This window comes from Mangrovibacter phragmitis, assembly GCF_040429585.1.
GTDB classification, from domain to species: domain Bacteria; phylum Pseudomonadota; class Gammaproteobacteria; order Enterobacterales; family Enterobacteriaceae; genus Mangrovibacter; species Mangrovibacter phragmitis.
Window position 1 is genome coordinate 814,285 of the sequence record NZ_CP134782.1, and the last position, 22,325, is coordinate 836,609.

At 51.3% G+C, this 22,325-nt stretch carries 14 protein-coding genes and 1 pseudogene; 10 read left to right on the plus strand and 5 right to left on the minus strand.

The genetic code is table 11. The features are described from left to right. Position 1 precedes the first annotated feature (1 nt). Positions 2-9,535, plus strand: coding sequence for a hemagglutinin repeat-containing protein (locus tag MPHASIOC01_RS03825; protein WP_353613993.1), 9,534 nt, complete (start codon positions 2-4; stop codon positions 9,533-9,535). After that, positions 9,528-10,163 (plus strand): SMI1/KNR4 family protein, encoded by a 636-nt coding sequence (locus tag MPHASIOC01_RS03830; protein WP_064598152.1) that lies wholly within the window; start codon positions 9,528-9,530, stop codon positions 10,161-10,163. Before MPHASIOC01_RS03825 ends, MPHASIOC01_RS03830 begins: the two co-directional genes overlap by 8 nt. 240 nt (positions 10,164-10,403) lie before the next feature. On the opposite strand, the gene MPHASIOC01_RS03835 is transcribed toward MPHASIOC01_RS03830, so the two are convergent. Then, the gene (locus MPHASIOC01_RS03835) at positions 10,404-10,688 is read right to left on the minus strand and encodes a hypothetical protein (protein ID WP_156519058.1); all 285 of its coding nucleotides are present in this window, start codon (positions 10,686-10,688) and stop codon (positions 10,404-10,406) included. A gap of 4 nt (positions 10,689-10,692) precedes the next feature. Next, on the minus strand, positions 10,693-10,875 hold the full coding sequence (locus MPHASIOC01_RS03840; protein WP_156519057.1) for a hypothetical protein: 183 nt from the start codon (positions 10,873-10,875) through the stop codon (positions 10,693-10,695). Positions 10,876-10,955: 80 nt separating this feature from the next. Here MPHASIOC01_RS03840 and MPHASIOC01_RS03845 point away from each other — a divergent pair, with 80 nt between their 5' ends. The 6 genes from MPHASIOC01_RS03845 (at position 10,956) to MPHASIOC01_RS03870 (ending at position 16,276) form a co-directional block, all read left to right on the plus strand. Continuing rightward, entirely contained in the window at positions 10,956-11,732 is a 777-nt protein-coding gene (locus MPHASIOC01_RS03845) for a hypothetical protein (RefSeq protein WP_353613994.1), read from the plus strand. A 4-nt stretch (positions 11,733-11,736) separates the two neighbouring features. Next, on the plus strand, positions 11,737-12,294 hold the full coding sequence (locus MPHASIOC01_RS03850; protein WP_082917889.1) for a hypothetical protein: 558 nt from the start codon (positions 11,737-11,739) through the stop codon (positions 12,292-12,294). Between the two features lie 90 nt (positions 12,295-12,384). Further along, the gene (locus MPHASIOC01_RS03855; RefSeq protein ID WP_026141915.1) at positions 12,385-13,365 is read left to right on the plus strand and encodes an IS5-like element IS5 family transposase; all 981 of its coding nucleotides are present in this window, start codon (positions 12,385-12,387) and stop codon (positions 13,363-13,365) included. 98 nt (positions 13,366-13,463) lie between these two features. Further along, entirely contained in the window at positions 13,464-13,790 is a 327-nt protein-coding gene (locus tag MPHASIOC01_RS03860) for a hypothetical protein (RefSeq protein WP_353613995.1), read from the plus strand. A 111-nt stretch (positions 13,791-13,901) separates the two neighbouring features. Then, complete coding sequence (locus MPHASIOC01_RS03865) at positions 13,902-15,926, plus strand: VENN motif pre-toxin domain-containing protein (protein ID WP_353613996.1); 2,025 nt, start codon at positions 13,902-13,904, stop codon at positions 15,924-15,926. Beyond that, positions 15,923-16,276: an immunity 8 family protein gene (locus MPHASIOC01_RS03870; protein WP_353613997.1), complete on the plus strand. Its 354-nt coding sequence runs from the start codon at positions 15,923-15,925 to the stop codon at positions 16,274-16,276. The genes MPHASIOC01_RS03865 and MPHASIOC01_RS03870 overlap by 4 nt, the downstream gene beginning before the upstream one ends. An 86-nt stretch (positions 16,277-16,362) precedes the next feature. Here MPHASIOC01_RS03870 and MPHASIOC01_RS03875 read toward each other — a convergent pair. Next, positions 16,363-16,632: pseudogene (locus MPHASIOC01_RS03875) on the minus strand (transposase); the annotation flags it as partial. Positions 16,633-17,174: 542 nt separating this feature from the next. Here MPHASIOC01_RS03875 and MPHASIOC01_RS03880 point away from each other — a divergent pair. Then, complete coding sequence (locus MPHASIOC01_RS03880) at positions 17,175-18,080, plus strand: PAS domain-containing protein (RefSeq protein WP_353613998.1); 906 nt, start codon at positions 17,175-17,177, stop codon at positions 18,078-18,080. Positions 18,081-18,117: 37 nt separating this feature from the next. Here the strand turns inward: MPHASIOC01_RS03880 and MPHASIOC01_RS03885 are convergent, their stop codons facing one another. Further along, positions 18,118-19,098: an IS5-like element IS5 family transposase gene (locus MPHASIOC01_RS03885; protein WP_000019402.1), complete on the minus strand. Its 981-nt coding sequence runs from the start codon at positions 19,096-19,098 to the stop codon at positions 18,118-18,120. On the opposite strand from MPHASIOC01_RS03885, the gene MPHASIOC01_RS03890 reads away from it, so the two are divergent. Then, entirely contained in the window at positions 19,097-20,437 is a 1,341-nt protein-coding gene (locus MPHASIOC01_RS03890; protein WP_353613999.1) for an EAL domain-containing protein, read from the plus strand. The two genes, MPHASIOC01_RS03885 and MPHASIOC01_RS03890, sit on opposite strands and share 2 nt — an antisense overlap. 239 nt (positions 20,438-20,676) lie before the next feature. On the opposite strand, the gene MPHASIOC01_RS03895 is transcribed toward MPHASIOC01_RS03890, so the two are convergent. Beyond that, the gene (locus MPHASIOC01_RS03895; protein WP_064601410.1) at positions 20,677-22,254 is read right to left on the minus strand and encodes a methyl-accepting chemotaxis protein; all 1,578 of its coding nucleotides are present in this window, start codon (positions 22,252-22,254) and stop codon (positions 20,677-20,679) included. Positions 22,255-22,325 lie beyond the last annotated feature (71 nt).

Below are 22,325 nucleotides of genomic sequence, written 5' to 3' on the forward strand. Positions count from 1 at the left end.
CGTGGATAACCATCAACCGCCTGTACCCGTTTTTAAACGTGTTCTGTGTTGGCTTATCAGTGGCCTGCTTATCTGGCAGCCCGTTGCGCCCGCTTTTGCGGCCGCACTGACTCCACAGGGCCCAACCAGTAAAGACACGGCAGGAAATGGTGTCCCGGTTATCAACATTGCCACGCCCAACAGTGCCGGGGTGTCTCATAACCAGTTTCATGATTATAACGTTGGCCCGGAAGGACTGATCCTGAATAACGCCACCGGACAGCTGAACCCGAGCCAGCTTGGCGGGCTGATTCAAAATAACCCTAATCTGAAAGCCGGGCATGAAGCGCAGGCCATTATCAATGAGGTTAATGGCGGCAACCGTTCGCAGCTCCAGGGCTATACCGAAGTGGCAGGGAAAGCAGCCAGTGTGATGGTTGCCAACCCGTATGGCATCACCTGCAACGGGTGTGGGTTTATCAATACACCAAATGTCACGCTGACCACAGGGAAACCGCAGTTCGATGCCAGTGGCAAACTGATTGCTGTTGAAGCCACAAAAGGGAGCATTACTGTAGAAGGTAAGGGGCTGGATGCATCCGACAGCGATGCGCTGACGCTTATCTCCCGGGCGACAGAAATCAATGCGGCTATTCATGCCAGAAATTTAACGGTGGTGGCCGGGGCTAACCGGGTGGGCAGCGACGGAAAAGTCACGCCTGTTACCGGTGAAGGCAGTACGCCTGCTGTTGCGGTTGATACCGGTGCGCTGGGTGGCATGTATGCTAACCGGATCCACCTGGTCTCCAGTGATAAAGGCGTGGGCGTGAACCTGGGTAATCTGGTGGCCCGCCAGGGGGATATCACCCTTGATGCCAGTGGGCAGTTGCGGGTGAATAACAGCCTGGCCTCGGGCAGCCTGACCGCAAGGGGGGGCAGTGTGATCCTGTCGGGAGAGCACAAAGTGGGCGGTACGGTGAACGTGACCAGTGAAAGAGACCTGACCCTGGACAACACGATCCTCGCCGGGGATGGCAACCTGCAACTGACCAGCGCCGGGAAACTGGAGTCTGCCGGCAGTACTCTGATCAGTGGCGGAAGCCTGAGCCTGAGCGGCCGTCAGGTGACCACAGACAGCGCCAGCCAGGGCAGTAGCGCTGGGGACCTGCATCTTGCAGCCGATACCCTTACCAGCCGGGGCCAGCTCACCGCGGGCGGCAGCGCCACCCTGAATACCGGGCGCTTTACCAACAGTGGACAGATACAGACGGTCGGACGCGCCATCATTCAGGTGGACAGCCTGACCAACACCGGCACCCTGCAGAGCGGTGACATGGATCTGCGCGGCACACAGTTTACCAATCTGGGGCAGTTGCGCAGTACCGGCAACCTGGCTGTCACCGGCGTCACGCTGGACCAGCAGGGTGTGCTGGGCAGCCAGGGCAATACCCGACTGACCCTGAGCGACCGCCTCAGCGACGGTCAAAACACAAAAGTGCTCAGTACCGGCAGTCTGGCCGTTAATGCGGGCACGATCGTACAGCAGGGAACATTCTCCGCCGGCCAGGGCCTCACCCTGCAGGGGGACAACCTGATCACCGGACAGAGCAGTTACCTGGTCAGCGGCGGGGACATGACGCTGGGCGCGGGCAGTATGAACCTGAGCGGGCAGGTTTCTGCCGGGGGCAACCTGGGGATCACCGGCACAGCGTTAACCAGCAACGCGGATGCACGGATACAAAGCACTGGTGACCTGCAACTGACGGGCGATACCCTCACACTGGGCGGAGCGCTTCACGCGAACGGTAACTTCAGCGCGTCGGGGACCAACCTGACCACAGGTACGGATGCGCAATTGCGCAGCGGTGGCAATATGTCGCTGACAGCCGGGCAGCAGATGGTACTGGGCGGTACGCAGGTGGCGGGCGGCAGCCTGAGCGCTGGTGCACGGCAACTGACTCACAGCGGCCAGTCCGGAGCACAGCATATTCTGATGACCACACCGGGCACCCTGACCAACATCGGCACCCTGACGGCAACGCAACTGGCGATTCACAGTAGTCAGGTCAGTAACAGCGGACTGCTCCAGGGTATGGACGGGGTGGATATGCAGACCGGACAGCTGGATAACCTGGCGGGCGGCACCCTGCACAGCGGTGGGGATGTCACTCTCGCCATCCCGGTGATAAATAACGCCGGACTGATTACCGGCGATGGTGCACTGATACTGAATAACAGCACCCTGCAGAACAGCGGGGAGGTGAATGCCGCCACGCTGGGCGGTCATTCTGGCGCGTTCACTAATACGGCAACCGGGCTGCTGTATGCCCGCGGGTCACTGACCCTGAGTGGCGATACCCTCAGCAATACGGGGCAGCTTGCCGGAGACCAGGTGCAACTGACTGCCACCGGGCGACTGGAAAACCAGGGAACGCTGCAGGGCACCCACGGTGTGAGCGCCACCGGCGACACGCTGGTCAATGGTAACGGAGCAAAATGGCTCAGTGGCGGCATGCTGTCGCTGAACGCCGGGCAACTGCTGACCGACGGCACCCTGCAGGGCGGGCAGACCTATATTACTGCCGGGCACTGGACCCATTCCGGTTCCCTGCTTGGACAGGGTGGCCTGACGGCCCGTGTGGATGACACCCTGATTAACCATGGCACCCTGATGAGCCAGGGCGATATGGTGTTGCAGGCCCCCGGGCTGGAAAACCACGGCCAGTTGCTCAGTACCGGCAACCTGACCCTGCAGGGCGTCACGCCAGCCAGTCCGCTGAGCGCCAGCCTGCTGGCTCTACCCTCAGTACCCGCCGCCATGGCGCTGACCAACCAGCAGGGTGCAGCCCTTCAGACGGGCGGAACGCTGGCCCTGACGGGAAACACCCTGAGCAATGCAGGCACACTGTCCGGCCATACAGTGCAACTGACGGCAGATTCCCTGAATAACACCGGCACGCTTTCCGGCCAGACCGTACAACTGACCACCGACAGCCTGAACAATCAGGGTAATCTGCAGGCCGGAAGCCTGGCCGTCAGCGGCACGGACCTGACCAACAGCGGCCTGATTCAGGGCGACAGCAGCCTGACACTCTCCCCTTCCGGCACCCTGACCAACACCGCTGGCGGCACCCTCAGCGCCGGGCAGCGCCTGACGCTGACTACCGGCAGCCTGCAGAACGATGGCCTGATTCAGGGCGCGGGCGACGGGCAGATTACGGCCGCCAGCCTGGCCCGTAACGACGGACGAATACTGGATGGCACGGCACTGACCCTGAGTACGCCGCAGTTCAGCGGGGGCGGCTGGCTCCAGGCCGGTACGCTGACCCTGAATGCAGACCGCGCCACGGGCAGCGGCACCTGGCTGGCGGACCAGGCCACCCTGAGGGGCTCTTCCCTGACCAGCCTGGGTACCATCCAGGCCGGTACGCTGGGCGTAAATTACGGGCAGATAACCAACAGTGGCACCCTGACCGGCACATCACAACTGACCGTCAGCGCGGGGCAGGTGAACCAGCAGGACAGTGGACGGCTGCTGAGCGGTGGCGACCTGCTGTTGACCAGTACCGGTTTTGACCAGGCTGGTCAGGTTATCGCACTGGGCAATCTTACCCTGCAACTGGCAAACGCCTTTACCGGGCACCACACCCTGGCAGCCGGTAAAACCCTGTCCATTACCAGCCAGGGCAGCCTGCAGAACCAGGGGCTGATGCAGGGGCAGTCCGTCAGTCTGAATGCCGGGGGAGTGCTGACCAACAGTGGGCAAATCACCACCGGTAACGGTGGCAGCACCCTGAGCGGAGCCGGCATTGTCACCGATGGCGGCAGCAGCCTGCAGGGCGGGGGTGATGTGACCCTGACCAGTCGGGGCGATATCGCCATTAACGGGTTTACCGGCACCCTGGGCAGTCTGGTTCTGAGTGCGCCGGGCAGCATTGTTAACACGGCTTTACTTTACGCAGGTAATAACCTCTCGTTACTGGCGGCCAGTATCCGTAACCAGCGCGGCGATATGCTGGCGGAAAATAACCTGTGGTTGCAGCGCGATGGCGCGGGAAACGCCAGCAATGAAGTGATTAACACCTCCGGCAATATCGAAACCCGTAACGGGGATATCAGCATTAATACTGGTCACTTGCTGAATCAACGGGATGGACTGAGTGTTAGCCAGAGTACGCAGACTGTTAACACGGATCCGGCAATGGGCCAGGCCGTATGGCGCAGGCTTATAAAAGATATGCCGAAAGACAGTCTTGGCGTGACTTCGAAAACATCTTTTTACCATACAGGCTGCGGTCGTAATGGTTCGTGTGTTAGTGAAACTAACATCAGGTATTCTTATGCGCCCAAGCAAGCGTATATGGCTGTAAAAGTAGCTAATACAGAAACCCAAACTGTCGTTACAGCGAACGGCGGGAGCGCAACTTTTTCAGCCGGGCGGAATATGCGGCTTGCGGCAGGAACGCTTGACAACAATGCCAGCAATATTCTCGCAAACGGCAATATCTCCCTTTCGGGCGATAATCTGAATAACCAGTCATGGTTGTCCGGTATAACCACGGATTCGTATGTGTATACCTACCAGGGGAATGTAGCAACGACTGAATTAAAAAACATGGAGAAAAGTCATGGTGAAACGTATGTTACTCCGCCCTATGAAAGGTACCTCGACTACGCCCTGACCGGCCATGACACCACCACCGAGAATGCCCAAATCTACCGTGCCGTTATCCAGGCCGGAGGTGATCTTAATGCCAGTTTCCGTAACAATATCAGCAATACCAGCCTGACCCCCAATGCCGGAGGCATCGGTGGCACCCTAAGCGCCCCGGCCCTGAATACCCTGAGCAGCCAGGATATTAGCGGTAGCGTGAAAAAACAGACCCAGGCTGGTACGGTCCCGTTAGATTCACCAGCCTGGCAAAGTCAGTTACAGAATGCCCTCCAGCAAATTAGCAGCGGCGCAGCAGGTGGCAAGCCTGACACGATAAAAAGCCGGGGCCTGGATACCAGCGCTTACCCCCTGCCATCGGGCAGCAGTGGCTACTTTGTTATCGCCACCAACCCGCAAAGCCCGTACCTGATAACGGTTAACCCGAAACTCAGTGGCCTGGGGCCACTGGACCCATCGGTGTTTGGTGACCTGAATGCTCTGCTGGGGATAAAAGCTGCCAGTGCGCCAGTGGAAACCCGCACCACCTATACCGACCAGAATGCATTTCTCGGGTCATCTTACCTGTTGGGGCGGCTGAACCTGAACCCGGGCAAGGATTACCGCTTCCTTGGCGATGCCGCGTTCGATACACGCTATGTCAGTAATGCCATTTTGAACCAGACAGGCAGCCGCTACCTTAACGGCGTCGGCTCAGATTTGGACCAAATGCGTTACCTGATGGATAACGCAGCTTCAGCACAGAAATCCCTCGGGCTGCAATTTGGGGAATCCCTTTCTGCGGCGCAAATTGCCTCGCTTGACCACAGTATTTTGTGGTGGGAATCCACCACTATCAACGGCCAGACGGTGATGGTGCCGAAGCTGTATCTGGCGGCACAGGATGCCACCGTGAATAACGGCAGTGTGATTGCCGGGAATAACGTCAACCTCAAAGCCGGTAATATCACCAGCGACGGCAGTACCGTGCTGGCAGCAAACTCACTGGCACTGGACAGCGATACCAGCATCAGCAACCTTAATGATGGCCTGATTAAAGCCGGGGGCGGTCTCAGCCTGAGCGCGGTGAGCGACATTAACAATATCAGCGCCACCATCGCCGGGAAAACCGTGTCGCTGGAAAGCCTCGGTGGCAGCATTAATAACCTGACCAGGGCCGACACCACCACCATTAATGCCTGGAGTAAATACGGCAATGTCACACTGAAAAACACGGCACTGGGCAATACCGCCGGCATTACTGCGGAAGATAGCCTGGCGCTGTCTGCCGGGAAAGATATATCAGTCACCGGCGCAACGCTCATGTCCGGGGGCGACATGTTAATGCAGGCCCGGGGCGATATTGCAGTGAATGCCCGGCAGGTTGATGACCAGTACACCACGACGGGTTTTCGTGGCCACAACGATACCAACAACGCATCGGTTACCTGGCAGGGCAGTAACGTAACCGCCGGGGGCAACCTGAGCGTGCAGGCAGGGCATGACCTCACCCTTGCCGCCAGCGATGTGAATGCCGGAGGCAGTGCGCAACTGGCAGCCGCAAATGACCTCAACCTGAACAGTGGGCAAACCAGCAGGAACACCCGTGATGGCGCGTCTGAAACCCACAGCACCGGGCTGGACCGCACCACGGTTTCTGCGGGTAATAACCTGGTCCTGCAGGCCGGGCAGGATATTAACGCACACTCTGCGGCACTGGCGGCTGAGCAGGGTGTCGGCCTGCAGGCCGGGCGGGATGTCAACCTGCTGGCAGATAAAACCACTCAGGGCGACAGCTACCGCACCAAAAAGAAAACCGTGATTAACGACCAGGTGCGCCAGCAGGGCACTGAAATCGCCAGCGGTGGTAACACCGTGGTCATTGCCGGGCGTGATGTGAACAGCCAGGCGGCGCAGGTGACTGCCCAGGGAGATATTGGCGTACAGGCTGTCAACGATATCAACCTGGGGACTGCAACCGAAAGTGATTATCACTACCAGGAAGAAACCAAAAAGAAAAAAGGTTTTCTCAGTAAAACAACCACCCATACGATTTCAGAGCAAAGTGCCACCCGTGAAACAGGCTCACTGTTAAGTGGCGATAATGTCAGTGTCAGCAGTGGGCATGATCTGCAGGTGCAGGGTTCTTCGGTGGTGGGCGATGGCGCAGTGTCACTGGCTGCCAGTAATAATGTTGATATCGCGGCAGCGACGAACACCGACACAAACTGGCAGTTTAAAGAGAAGAAGAAAAGCGGCCTGATGAGCTCTGGCGGAATCGGCTTTACGATTGGCAGCACGAAAACCAGACAGGACCTGAAAGAGAAGGGCACCACTCAGAGCCAGAGTACCAGCACCATCGGCAGCAACGGCGGCGATGTAACGATCACTGCCGGTAATCAACTCCATATTGCCGGTTCGGATGTGGTGGCCGGGCAGGACCTGGCCCTGAAGGGCGACAGTGTGGTTATTGACCCGGGACACGACAAACGTACCACTGACCAGACGTTTGAGCAGAAAAGCAGTGGGCTGACAGTGGCGCTTACGGGAGCTGTAATTGACGCTGTAAATAATGCCGTCAGCACAGCTAAGGCTGCCAGCAAACAAAGCGACTCCCGGCTTGCCGCACTTCAGGCGACGAAATCGGTACTTTCAGGTGTTCAGGCGGTTCAGGCTAATTCTGTAGCGAATGCCACCGGACAGCCGGATGCGGGAATACATGTCAGTGTGTCTCTCAGTACGCAGAAATCAAAATCCACACAGCATCAGGAATCGGACACAGTCACCGGCTCAACCCTGAATGCCGGGAAAAATCTGTCGGTTGAAGCGACAGGCCGACAACAGCAGGGTAACAGTGGTGATATCGTCATAGCCGGCAGCCATGTGAAAGCAGCCGGAGACACCAGCCTGAAAGCTGAGCGGGATATCATTCTCACTGCAGCGGCAAATACCCAGAAGACAACGGGCAGCAACAGCAGCAGTGGTGGTGGTGTGGGTGTGAGCATTGGTGCCGGGCAGGGTGGTTTTGGTATCAGTGTGTTCGCAAGTGTCAATGCGGCGAAAGGGCATGAGAAAGGTGATGGCACTGACTGGTCAGAGACCACGCTGGACAGTGGTGGAAAAGTCTCTGTGTCCGGCGGCAGGGATACCACACTTACCGGGGCTCAGGTTAATGGTAATCAGGTCACAGTTGATACAGGCCGTAATCTGACCATTACCAGTCTGCAGGACAGCAACAACTATGACTCCAAACAAAGCAGTGTCAGTGCCGGAGGGAGTTTTACCTTTGGTTCAATGAGCGGTTCTGGCTATATCAACTTCAGCCAGGACAAAATGCACAGCATTTACGACAGTGTGGCCGAGCAGAGCGGTATTTTCGCGGGAGACGGGGGCTTTAGTGTTACCACCGGGAACCATACACAGCTGAATGGTGGTGCAATAGCCAGCACGGCTTCGGCGGCAGATAATCACCTGGATACCGGCACTCTGGGATTCAGCGATATAGTCAATAAGGCCGATTATAAAGTTTCACATACCGGTGGCGGGTTCAGCTCGTCCGGTAGTATCGGTGGTCAGTTTGCCGGTAACATGGCAACCACACTGTTATCCGGCATGAGCAGTTCAGGGCACGCAGAAGGCACCACGCAGGCTGTTGTCAGTCAGGGAACAATTACCGTACGGGACAGCTCAGGTCAGCAGCAGGACCTGAGTGGTCTGCAACGTGATGTGACAAAAGCTAACGATGCCATCAGTCCGATATTTGACAAGGAGAAGGAGCAGAACCGCCTGCAGGCAGTGCAAATGATTGGCGAAATCGGCTCTCAGGTTGGTGATATAGCCAGAACAGAAGGGCAGCTTCGTGCCATAGAGGCGGGTAAGGCCGAACTGGCCAAAAACGGGACTAAAGAGCCGGAGGCAGGAGCAAGTCAGGATGAATGGAATAGATACAATAAGTCAGTTGAAAATACAGAAAGTTATAAATCAACAGCGCAACAGTATGGTACGGGAAGTGACCTGCAACGGGCGATTACTGCTGCCACTGCGGCAATAAGTGGCCTGGCGAGTGGCAATATAAGCAGTTCGGTGTCTGGCGCAGCAGCGCCGTATATTGCGAATGAAATAGGGAAATACATCACCCCGAACAGTGCGATGGCGGGTGTCATGGCGCATGCGGTGGTGAATGCTGCCCTTGCCCGGGCACAGGGGCAGAACGCACTGGTGAGTGCAACCGGCGCAGCAGCCGGTGAAGCGACAGGGATATTACTGGCGCAGGAGATATATGGAAAACGCCCAGAAGCGCTGACGGAGTCAGAACGGCAGACAATCAGTGCATTATCGACCCTGACAGCAGGGCTGGCTGGCGGGCTTGCAGGGAACAGCACCGGTTCAGTAGTATCAGGCGCACAGGCCGGGAAGACGACGGTTGAGAATAATGCGCTGGGAGAGCTAGAGGGATATGAAGAAGAGCATGACAGGGAAACCGGCAACCGTCCGGTAAAAGTTATCCCGATCAATCCGTTATCGGTTGGAGTCATAGATGATGATGGAACAGTGCAAGGAGCTGGCGGAAAGGTTATCATTATTAACAAATCTAAGTATCCTGAGTCAGCTAAGCACATTGAGGATGCTCAGGCAGCAGGTCAACCAACGGTTTTAACAATTGATCGTGCTGGCGCAACTCAACGGCGGCAGCAATCGTTGAGAGATACTCCAATGGTGAAGGGGATGGATAGGGATGAATATCCCCCTGCGATGTTTAAAGAAGGTGGTGCAGGGGCTTCCGTTAGACCAGTATCCCCTTCTGATAACAGAGGGGCAGGAGCATGTATAGGGGCGCAATGTCGAGGATTGCCAGATGGTTCATCCGTGACCATAAAAACAGGTGGAGATGGTAAAAATGAGTGACTCTGTAAAAAGACTACTGGCAATTTGTAGTGATGAGTTATCGAAGGAAAAGTCCGTTGTGGACTGTCAGTCTTTATTTAATTCATCAATATCAAAAGAATTAGATTCATTACTGAAGCAGAGAAATGGGTTTTATGGTTTTGAATCTTCATTGCATGTTTTTCCCTACGACACCACTGATAGTGAAATAGGCTTAAAGGACTGGAATAAAAAAGAGCTATGGATAAATTCTTACGAAGATCTGGCAACAGATGCATTATTCTTTGCCGAAGATGTTTTTGGCGGGCAATTTTGTCTACGACATGATGGCGTTTATTCATTTGAACCAGAAACAGCAGAGTTTAACAAGATGGCATTGACAATAAATGATTGGTGTGAACGTTTATTGTCCGATTACAATGTAATTACGGGTTATGCTTTGGCTCACTCGTGGCAAATATCGAATGGAAAACTACCTTCAGGATATCGACTGATTCCCCGAATTCCATTCGTAGCTGGTGGTGAATATGAATTAGATAATCTATATATGTGCAAGTCCAATGAAGCACTGATAGCAAGAGCTAATATTGCATTGCAAATACGCGATATCCCTGACGGTGGGAGTATGCAAATAATTATAACTGATTAATAATTCTTGTATTTTTTAAAATACCCCTCCCTTTTTTGGCGGGGGATAAATGATATTATCTGTATATGTAGTCTATATGATAAAAATTCGTATCTGAGGAAAAATTGCCGGCCGGGAAGTACATTACTTCTCTGTTTCTACAGGATATAGTAAAGAGTTCGGTATTAAGGTTGGGCTTCAGTAGGCATTGAGTTTGGTCCATACGGAACTGGAATATTTGGTGACTTAAGCCATGATTATTCAGCTAAAATTCTTTCCTGCGATAACGCGCCCGTGGAAGAATCCTGCATAAAAGCCAAGGCCGGCGCGGGCACGATCATCTTCTTTCAGGGAATCCGTTGCCTTGAGTCTTCCCCAACCTTTTTCATCATTTTCAGTGTAAATTTCGAAGTAATGCCTTGCTTCGAAAGTATCTGCAAAGCGCGTGACAGTATCAATCAGACGTTCACCCAAGGTGAAGTTCATTTGTGCAAACTCTTGCTTACCGTACCCCATTTTGGCACTGGCATAAGCAAAATCGATCATAAATTCAACTCGTTGAATAAACCGTTTCTCGATTGCCACGTTGTTGATTTTCTCTCTTAATCCTTTCCTCAGCCTCGTCGAACATTGACAATAACTGTTCTGCCCGCTGACGCCGCGTTCCTGTTAAACGCATGGAGGGTGCATTAAGGCTGAGGATTTGAGCGTTATTTTCTGGAGAGTGTTTCATAGAGAACCTCCGTTAATCTACGTACACAGTATAAACTGTGTATCTGTACAAATACAGCTCAACGGTACTGAACATGTCAGATGATGCTACTGGAGGGGGTAATTTTTCCGCCCAGACTGTATGTTTTAACCGGAACAGAACGATACAAAGGATGTAATGGTGATGCGGATTGTGAGCAGGATATCCGCAAGGATATGGCAAAAGAGTCAGCAGAGAATGTTCAGACTCTGAAGTCATGTTGGGATTCGGGCGATGCGGCCTGTGTCGCTGATATGCGTGCAAAGATAGAACTTGATGACAAAGCCTATACTGCACTGCGTCAGCAGGACAACATGGCTGGGCGTGCTTATGAAGACTCTGCAAAATGGTATGCTGATATTATTGATCAGTGTGCTGGTAAGTGTGACTGGCTAGAAGCTTCATTGCTGAAGACCGGAGCCGATGGGCTAGGTAACCTGGTTTATGGTGCGTTGGGTGCAGGTAGTTTGCCGAAGCCGGTACGAAATTTAAGCGCGAGCGATCTTAAAGTTGCAAACGAAATTAGTAAGGATATAGCATCTGTTGGGAAGCAGACAGACATTGGGTTTGCGGCAAAGCAAACCAAAAGAAGCGCAGGGCAAATAGTAATTAAAAATATAAATCAATCTGAGGCAATTGAAAATTTATCTGCTAGTGGCTATATAAAATCAGTTTCGAAAGACGGTTCGGTTACTGTTATGACAAAGGGTGAGAAGGTGTATCGATTCTATCCATCTTCAACTGGTGGTGGGATCGCCGGTGCTGAATCTGGGGTACCGTCTGCCTCTGTGTCAGTAAATGGTAAAATCATTTCTAAACTACGTTTCCCTGGAGAGTGATGCCGTGACTATCGAACATGATGATGCAATAACTCTACTTAAAAGTGTTGTAAGACTCGATGCTAATCTTCCTGCTCGTGTTTTTCACAAAAAATTTGCAAGATATTTCTTTTTTGATAATGATATCTGCACATCAGAGGATTTGATTAGTGTGACTAAACTGGTCATTGGTGAGTCTTTAGGGTATGACTTAATGGCGAGCGTTTTCGCTAGTTCAGATTTTAAATACTTAGGCGATTTACATATGAATGAGGATTGGGTCGCTAAAATAGTTTCCTTAAGCGCTGAAATGAATGACTCTGGTGATTATGGAGGTCTAATTATTTTAGAACAAAAAAAACAATGGGCGATATTCCAGAAAAGCCCTGTTGAAGAGGGCGTGTTGGGGATAAATAGCAATAAAAAACCAGAGGCCATAAATGATTTAATTTATGAGAATTTTGTTGATTGCGAGAAATTTAAAGAATGGCTTGAGGAAAGGACATCACATGATATTGAATTAGTCAAATCTGTGGGGAGAGATTATTTAATGAGCATAGTTGAAAACTATAGAGAAGCATAGTTTACGTATTTCTTACTGCTATGGAAGGTGCGAACAAGTCCCTGATATGAGATCATGTTTGTCATCTGGAGCCATGAAAAAGGGTTCATCATGAGTCATCAGCTCACCTTCGCCGACAGTGAATTCAGCAGTAAGCGCCGTCAGACCAGAAAAGAGATTTTCTTGTCCCGCATGGAGCAGATTCTGCCATGGCAAAACATGGTGGAAGTCATCGAGCCGTTTTATCCCAAGGCTGGTAATGGCCGGCGACCTTATCCGCTGGAAACCATGCTACGCATTCACTGCATGCAGCATTGGTACAACCTGAGCGATGGCGCGATGGAAGATGCTCTGTACGAAATCGCCTCCATGCGTCTGTTTGCCCGGTTATCCCTGGATAGCGCCTTGCCGGACCGCACCACCATCATGAATTTCCGCCACCTGCTGGAGCAGCATCAACTGGCCCGCCAATTGTTCAAGACCATCAATCGCTGGCTGGCCGAAGCAGGCGTCATGATGACTCAAGGCACCTTGGTCGATGCTACCATCATTGAGGCACCCAGCTCGACCAAGAACAAAGAGCAGCAACGCGATCCGCAGATGCATCAGACCAAGAAAGGCAATCAGTGGCACTTTGGCATGAAGGCCCACATTGGTGTCGATGCCAAGAGTGGCCTGACCCACAGCCTAGTCACCACCGCGGCCAACGAGCATGACCTCAATCAGCTGGGTAATCTGCTGCATGGAGAGGAGCAATTTGTCTCAGCCGATGCCGGCTACCAAGGGGCGCCACAGCGCGAGGAGCTGGCCGAGGTGGATGTGGACTGGCTGATCGCCGAGCGCCCCGGCAAGGTAAGAACCTTGAAACAGCATCCACGCAAGAACAAAACGGCCATCAACATCGAATACATGAAAGCCAGCATCCGGGCCAAGGTGGAGCACCCATTTCGCATCATCAAGCGACAGTTCGGCTTCGTGAAAGCCAGATACAAGGGGTTGCTGAAAAACGATAACCAACTGGCGATGTTATTCACGCTGGCCAACCTGTTTCGGGCGGACCAAATGATACGTCAGTGGGAGAGATCTCACTAAAAACTGGGAATAACGCCTTAAATGGCGAAGAAACGGTCTAAATAGGCTGATTCAAGGCATTTACGGGAGAAAAAACGGCTCAAACATGAAGAAATGAAATGACTGAGTCAGCCGAGAAGAATTTCCCCGCTTATTCGCACCTTCCCTATCTTTTTGATGGTTCGTATCTTATGTTTGACCCACATACAATTTTAAGTCGCCAACAGATTGAGCTGATTGATGATCGTGTTGAAAAATACAATCAAGAGACTAAATTATTAATTGCTGAAGAATTTGGACTAAAAGATCCAAAGTCTTATTTTTTGATAGTAGTGAATGATAAATCCTTCCCTGAGTTGAATACCTCTGAAATAGCAGATGTGTTCAGGCAAGAGTTAGGGGAAGGGAATATCGTTGTGCTTTTAAATGGCGAAGATCTAATCTAGGCTTTGTGATGAATCCCGGCTAACTGGCCGGGATCTTTGCTTCTACGCCTGAAATCCCTCAACTTTCCGCCGTTGCAACCAGATCACACCGGGTGCGGCGGTGCTCTCCAGTTGTGCCACATCGGTGATCCCAGACTCTATGAGCCAGCCACCACTTTTCACGGGTGGCTAGGCTTTAGTGTTACCACTGGGAACCATACACAGCTGAATGGTGGTGCAATAGCCAGCACGGCTTCGGCGGCAGATAATCACCTGGATACCGGCACTCTGGGATTCAGCGATATAGTCAATAAGGCAGATTATAACGTTTCACATACCGGTGGCGGGTTCAGCTCGTCCGGCAGTATCGGTGGTCAGTTTGCCGGTAACATGGCAACCACACTGTTATCCGGCATGAGCAGTTCAGGGCATGCAGAAGGCACCACGCAGGCTGTTGTCAGTCAGGGAACAATTACCGTACGGGACAGGTCAGGTCAGCAGCAGGACCTGAGTGGTCTGCAACGTGATGTGACAAAAGCTAACGATGCCATCAGTCCGATATTTGACAAGGAGAAAGAGCAGAACCGCCTGCAGGCTGTGCAAATGATTGGCGAAATCGGCTCTCAGGTTGGTGATATAGCCAGAACAGAAGGGCAGCTTCGTGCCATAGAGGCGGGTAAGGCCGAACTGGCCAAAAATGGAACTAAAGAGCCGGAGGCAGGAGCAAGTCAGGATGAATGGAATAGATACAATAAGTCAGTTGAAAATACAGAAAGTTATAAATCAACAGCGCAACAGTATGGTACGGGCAGTGACCTGCAACGGGCGATTACTGCTGCCACTGCGGCAATAAGTGGCCTGGCGAGTGGCAATATAAACAGTTCGGTGGCTGGCGCAGCAGCGCCGTATATTGCGAATGAAATAGGGAAATACATCACCCCGAACAGTGCGATGGCGGGTGTCATGGCGCATGCGGTGGTGAATGCTGCCCTTGCCCGGGCACAGGGGCAGAACGCACTGGTGAGTGCAACCGGCGCAGCAGCCGGTGAAGCGACAGGGATATTACTGGCGCAGGAGATATATGGAAAACGCCCAGAAGCGCTGACGGAGTCAGAACGGCAGACAATCAGTGCATTATCGACCCTGACAGCAGGGCTGGCTGGCGGGCTTGCAGGGAACAGCACAGGTTCGGTAGTATCAGGCGCGCAGGCCGGGAAGACGACGGTTGAGAATAACTATCTGAGCAGCACGGAGAAGAGCCGCCAGACATATCTCAACAACAAACAGAACCTGACACCAGAAGAACAGAAAGATAAGGAGGCGTTAAATCGCAAGGATCTGGAAAGTGATCTGGCTGCTTACGCGGCCTGCAGTGGCAAAGGTGGTGACTGTCAGGTAGAAAGAGCAAAAGCGAAGGCCGCGCAAGATACCTACTTCAATCAGACTTACCAGAACCAGAAAGAGGCTCAGGCAGGGTATCAACAGATACAGAGTCTGTTGAACTCGACAGATCCGAATGCGAAGGAAGTGTTTAACGTTCTGGAAGGGTATACGAAGGCGTTTATGACCTTCGGTTACACAGAGGAAGAAGCCAGAGCGAGAGCAGGAGCCTATGTGGGTTCAATGTACATCGCGGGTGGTGTGAGTGCTGTAGTCGCATCTGGAGCACTGACGAAACAGTTTGGGAAGGATGTTGCACCGGGAGTGAAACCATCGGCACCGTCAGAAAAACCGGGAGCAGGCAGCACGCAGACAGAAGGTAAACCGTCGAGCGGCGCGGAGAACGTGGCAACCTATCCGAAGCTCAAAGAGGATTTGGTGCAGCAAAATCTGGACAATATTGCGAAGCAGGATCCGAGACTTGCAGCGGTGGTTCAGGGTGATAACGGGAAGTTGAATTATGGTGTTGGTTCAGGCACTAAAGAAGAAGCTGAGCGATTGGGTCAAATCTGGGTTGGTGATGGGGCTAAATTGGTAACTAATCAAAAAGATTGTCCAGGATGTTTAATTAGTGCCGATGGATTACGTATTTATAGACCGCCATCTGAAAAGCCCAATGCACCAGCACATTTAAATCCGACAGGAATACAGGCTAATTTTGTCCAACAAAAAGACGGAAAGATCACTGGCAACGCGCACATGAGTATTGAGAAATGAAAGCGATCTTAAAAGGTATATGGGTTGATTCTCCAGATTTCAGTTTGGAAAGTTATCAGCCCGAAGAAAAAAACTGTTTTATCCTATTGGTCAATTTGAGAATAGGTCCAGAAAGTGAAGAGGGGATAAATTATTTCCATCTAAATATCTGTACCCCTGAATGGCTCTGCAAGCACCGATGGTTGCCGGAACTGATGCGGCACACGTTGCTGGTTCGTAAATACGATCTGGATGAGATTAAAAAGACCATCACAGACTATATCGATCAGTGCGAAGGTGAAGACTGGATGGAGATTGCGCAGAAGCTCTCCCGTGTTTTTGCCTGGGAATATGAAGATTACCAGCCTTGAGGGTCACTTCTAAAAATGGTGTTTACACAGAATTGTAAACAGGCTCATCCCGGACCCTGTACACTATTCTGTGTAAATGCCTCTTCTCAGAAGTGACCGTCCAGGCGGTCACCGAACTCGATAATAAAGCGGCTCATCGCTATACGCCAGTCCCTCAGCGGCATCGTCCATTTCTGTGATGCCGTCTGGATTGCCAGCCACACCACCTTTTTCACTGCCTCGTCCGTCGGGAACACCTTACGCTTTTTGATGGCATGCCGGATCACGCTGTTCAGCGACTCGATAGCATTCGTCGTGTAGATAACCTTGCGGATATCTGCCGGGTAAGCGAAGAATGTCGCCAGGTTGGTCCAGTGGTAATACCCCCCGAAAAACCAGTGAACGTATAAGTAGAATTTTCTCCTGACCTGAATACAGGGGAGTTTGCTATGACGCTCTTACGGTTTGCTGGCAGTAGGGTAATCGCCATTCTCACACAGGCTGTTGTGGGGACACCGGTTCCCTGACTGTGCCCGGAACATAGCATCAGCAGCGCCAGTTTCTATAAATAACGGGAAGAGTGTTGCTGGATGGATGCTGCACTCATGGGGAATCTCAAAGAACTCGAAAAGAATAGCGGTGGCTGAAAAATGTATGCCGAAGAGCAGGTTAAAGCCAAAATCGTTCAGGAAGCAATGACAAAAAAGGGGGGCAGCCATCAGTACGCAGGCAGATGGTGCAGCTATTTAGTGAAACGCCAGCTAACATTAAATTGTTAACAGAATAATGATTCTCAATTATCGCTTAAGATTAAATAATGTTATGCGTTGAATGAAGTAAAACGATTCTGGTATGTTTCTGAAACAGAGATTACTCTCTGAAGAGATTTCATTGTTTTATTGATCGTGACGAGAGCAATATGAATAAAACGCACTGGGATGAAAGTGGCTTATTTCAGGCAATTCTCGATAAATGCCCCGTCGGAATAGCTGTAATTGATTATGAAGGGCTTTATCTCACTGTTAATCCCGCTTATTGCGATATTTATGGCTATACAAAAAGTGAAATGCTGAATCACTCTTTCACAATGATTTTTCCTGCAGAAGCCAAACAATCGGTCCTTGAACGGCATCAGAAATTCCTGGCTGAAGGGATTCGCCTTGGTGGGGAATGGCCTGTGCTCCATCATGATGGACAACAGATGACTGTTTTTTCGGAGTCTGTCACATTTTATCCTGACAAAGGGTTACCAGCACGGCTGGTCTATGTACAGAATATTACCGAGCGCAAGAAGGCGCAGGAGCAAATGAGAATTGCGGCGGCTGTTTTCGAAGCCAGCCAGGAAGCCATTGTTGTGACCGATGGCGAAAATAATATTATTTCCGTTAATCCGGCTTTTAGTATTTTGACAGGGTGGTCATTAGAGGAAGTTAAAGGACATAATCCCCGGGAGTTCAAATCGGGCCGTCACCAACGCTCTTTTTATATCGAGATGTGGCAGTCATTAATGAACACCGGGCAATGGATGGGTGAGGTCTGGGACAGGCATAAAAATGGTACTGAATTTCTCAAGGAACTGAGTATTTCAGTAATTAAAGATCCTGACGGCAATGTTATTAATTATGTTGGTATGTTCTCCGACATTACCTTACGTAAGAAACAAGAAGAGTTAATCTGGCAGCAAGCTAATTACGATGCAGTCACCGGTTTACCTAAGGAAGGTGCGAATAAGTGGGGAAATTCTTCTCGGCTGACTCAGTCATTTCATTTCTTCATGTTTGAGCCGATTTTTTCTCCCGTAAATGCCTTGAATCAGCCTATTTAGACCGTTTCTTCGCCATTTAAGGCGTTATCCCCAGTTTTTAGTGAGATCTCTCCCACTGACGTATCATTTGGTCCGCCCGAAACAGGTTGGCCAGCGTGAATAACATCGCCAGTTGGTTATCGTTTTTCAGCAACCCCTTGTATCTGGCTTTCACGAAGCCGAACTGTCGCTTGATGATGCGAAATGGGTGCTCCACCTTGGCCCGGATGCTGGCTTTCATGTATTCGATGTTGATGGCCGTTTTGTTCTTGCGTGGATGCTGTTTCAAGGTTCTTACCTTGCCGGGGCGCTCGGCGATCAGCCAGTCCACATCCACCTCGGCCAGCTCCTCGCGCTGTGGCGCCCCTTGGTAGCCGGCATCGGCTGAGACAAATTGCTCCTCTCCATGCAGCAGATTACCCAGCTGATTGAGGTCATGCTCGTTGGCCGCGGTGGTGACCAGGCTGTGGGTCAGGCCACTCTTGGCATCGACACCAATGTGGGCCTTCATGCCAAAGTGCCACTGATTGCCTTTCTTGGTCTGATGCATCTCCGGATCGCGTTGCTGCTCTTTGTTCTTGGTCGAGCTGGGTGCCTCAATGATGGTGGCATCGACCAAGGTGCCTTGAGTCATCATGACGCCTGCTTCGGCCAGCCAGCGATTGATGGTCTTGAACAATTGGCGGGCCAGTTGATGCTGCTCCAGCAGGTGGCGGAAATTCATGATGGTGGTGCGGTCCGGCAGGGCGCTATCCAGGGATAACCGGGCAAACAGACGCATGGAGGCGATTTCGTACAGAGCATCTTCCATCGCGCCATCGCTCAGGTTGTACCAATGCTGCATGCAGTGAATGCGTAGCATGGTTTCCAGCGGATAAGGTCGCCGGCCATTACCAGCCTTGGGGTAAAACGGCTCGATGACTTCCACCATGTTTTGCCATGGCAGAATCTGCTCCATGCGGGACAAGAAAATCTCTTTTCTGGTCTGACGGCGCTTACTGCTGAATTCACTGTCGGCGAAGGTAAGTTGATGACTCATGATGAACCCTGTTCCATGGCTCCAGATGACAAACATGATCTCATATCAGGGACTTGTTCGCACCTTCCCTAACCGGCATCTTTTCCAAAGTAAACTTGAGCAGGCTGCTCTCCATGCTTCACGCTCCTCTCATCTTATGGCGCTGATGCTTATCGACCTCGATCAATTTAAATCAGTTAACGACAGCATGGGGCACAGAGCAGGGGATGAATTATTAGGTTGCGTGGCGATGCGTTTACTCAAATGTGCACCTGGTGCTGACTGCATTGCACGGCTCGGTGGCGATGAGTTTGCGATTATTATCTCAGATATTAATGAACCATCGGCTTGCACCGGTATTGCCCATAATATTCTCAAGGAGCTGGAAGCCCCTTTTGCAATAAATGGTGAGACCATGTTTGTCTCCGCCAGTATTGGTATTTCTATTTATCCTACCGATACGGAAAATCTGGAGGATTTATTTAAGAATGCTGATCAGGCAATGTATGCTGTTAAAAATTCAGGCCGTAAGAGTTTTCGCTATTACTCACGGGCCCTGCATGATGCGATCCATGCACGTCTGCGCATGATAAGAAATCTCAGAAAAGCACTTGAAGAGAACCAGTTTGAGGTTTATTACCAACCTATTGTCTCACTGAAAACAGGGCATATTACCCGGATGGAGGCGCTGGTTCGCTGGATCCACCCGACTCAGGGAATTATCAGCCCCGATATTTTTATTCCGCTGACTGAAGATACCGGCCTTATTGTTCCAATAGGTAACTGGATAGCAAACCAGGCCATTAAACAATTGTCATACTGGCGGAAAAAATATAATCCTGAACTCAAAATGGCTATTAATCTGTCTCCCGTACAGTTACGTAGTCAGGAATTTGATGATATATCCTGGATTCAGACTTTACAGCGTGAAGGGCTTCATAGCGGCGCTATCACTATTGAAATTACTGAAGGTCTGCTGCTTAATTCAGAAACACGCGTCAATCATAATTTAAAAATGATGCATCAGGCAGGTATTCAGATAGCCATAGATGATTTTGGCACAGGTTATTCATCTTTGGCTTATTTGAGAAAATTTAATATTGATTTTCTCAAAATTGACCGCTCATTTGTTGAAGATTTACAAGGCGTGGGTTATGAGCTTTGTACGGCCATTATTGCCATGGCGCACAGCTTAGGACTTGGCGTGATTGCTGAAGGTGTTGAAACTGAAGAGCAGAAAAAATTACTGATTGAACTGGGATGCGATTATATCCAGGGGTATTTGTATTCAAAGCCATTGCCAGCCGCTGAAATAGAAAAGCTGCTGATTTTACCCAAGCATGACAATCATTCTGTTTAACAGTAAGGAAAAGCGCACTCTTGTCATGGTGACGATGGCATATCTTGTGTGCTGCTGGCGGGGCTTCGTCGGTAATGTAGCAACTCTGAGCGTGATGAAAATTCAAACCAGATTCGCAGACGTGCCATAGCCTGCGCTGTTGCGGGTCTGGTTCAAACCCGCATGTTGATGAATAAGCAGCTATTACCCACCCGGAAACGATTAGGTAAGAATGTCCCGGGTGGGGTAGCCGCTGGTAATTACTGACCAGCCAGCAGTAAGGGAGTTTCCTGCCTTTGGTCACCAAGCAGGAATACAGAGACTGCTTCATTCAGAACATGTGCCTGGTCTTTGAGTGACTGGGCGGCAGCAGAAGCCTGCTCAACCAATGCCGCATTCTGCTGGGTAACGGTGTCCATTTGCGCGACGGCCTGGTTTATCTGTTCAATGCCACGGCTTTGCTCGCCAGAGGAGAGCGCAATCTCTGACATCAGGGTGGTAACCTGGCTTACTGACCTGATAACACGTTGCATGCTTTCGCCGGTTTTTTTCACCAGTAAGCTACCATGAGTGATTTGCTCAGCAGATTGTTCAATCAACTCCTTAATCTCTTTGGCCGCAGTTGAAGAGCGCTGAGCAAGGTTACGCACTTCCGTTGCCACCACAGCAAAGCCGCGGCCTTGCTCGCCCGCTCTGGCTGCTTCAACAGCCGCATTCAGTGCCAGTATATTGGTCTGAAACGCAATACTTTCAATAATACTGATGATGCTGACTATTTTCCCTGAGCTTGCTTCAATGACGTTCATTGAGCTGACCACTTCACCCATTACTGTGTTGCCTTCCATTGCGGATGCCTGCATTTCACTGGCAAGGTGGCTGGTTTGAGCCGTGTTATCAGAGGTCTGCTTAATTGTGGACGTGAGTTGTTCCATACTGGCTGCGGTTTCGCCTAACGAGGCAGCCTGTTCTTCTGTACGGGCAGATAGATCTTCATTGCCAGCAGCAATTTCTTCAGCTGCATAACCTACCATTTGGCTGGATTCCCGTACCCGGGAAATAATACTGACCAGAGACAGGCGCATTTCTTCAAGGGAACGCATCATGGCGCCAATTTCATCACGGGCGCGGGACGTAATCGTCATGCCCAATTGTCCCCTGGCAATGCTGTCACACAATGATTTCGCCTGATCCAAAGGAGCCAGAACCCGGCGGTTCAGTAAAACTATACTGGCGGCAATCAGTGCGATGAACACCAGTGCGAATACTGCGATAGTGACCAGGCTACCAGTAAAGTGGCTCTGTGCTTGTTGGTTGAGTTCGCGCGCATAGGTTTCATGAAATGCCAGCAGTTTATCCAGCGTTATTTCAAACTGGCGATCAAGTGCTGGTACCTTTGTGGTAACAAGCTCTCTTACTGTCTGGGCATCATTTCGTTTTGCCGCATCCATAAGAGGAAGTAAAGCCTGGGTACGGTAAGTTTCCCATGCTGTGCGATAAGCTTCGGTGAGTGCAGCTTCGCCAGCATATTTGGGGGCATCCATATACTGCTTAAAGGCGTTGTCGGCTTTTCCCAATACAATAGTTGCCTGATTAAGGGCGGTTTCGGCACCAGACATGTCACCTTTAGCCGCGTAGTTCATGGCTTCCATAGCTTTAACGCGCATGGTGCGGCTGTGATTAATGGGGTCAATGATGGAAAGCACCACGCGAATTTCTTTATTGACTTTGTCCAGCGATTCATTACTGCCTGTCAGGGACCAGGCGGTTGTACCGCTACTGCAAAGGTAAATAATCAGTAAAACAGTGAAGGTGATAAGAGAAAAGCGTCGAACAGTCATGAGCTATTCCTTTAGTAGTTTAGAGGGTTATGGGTAAGACATGTCACTTCATAAAGTGTTATCGGCCAGAA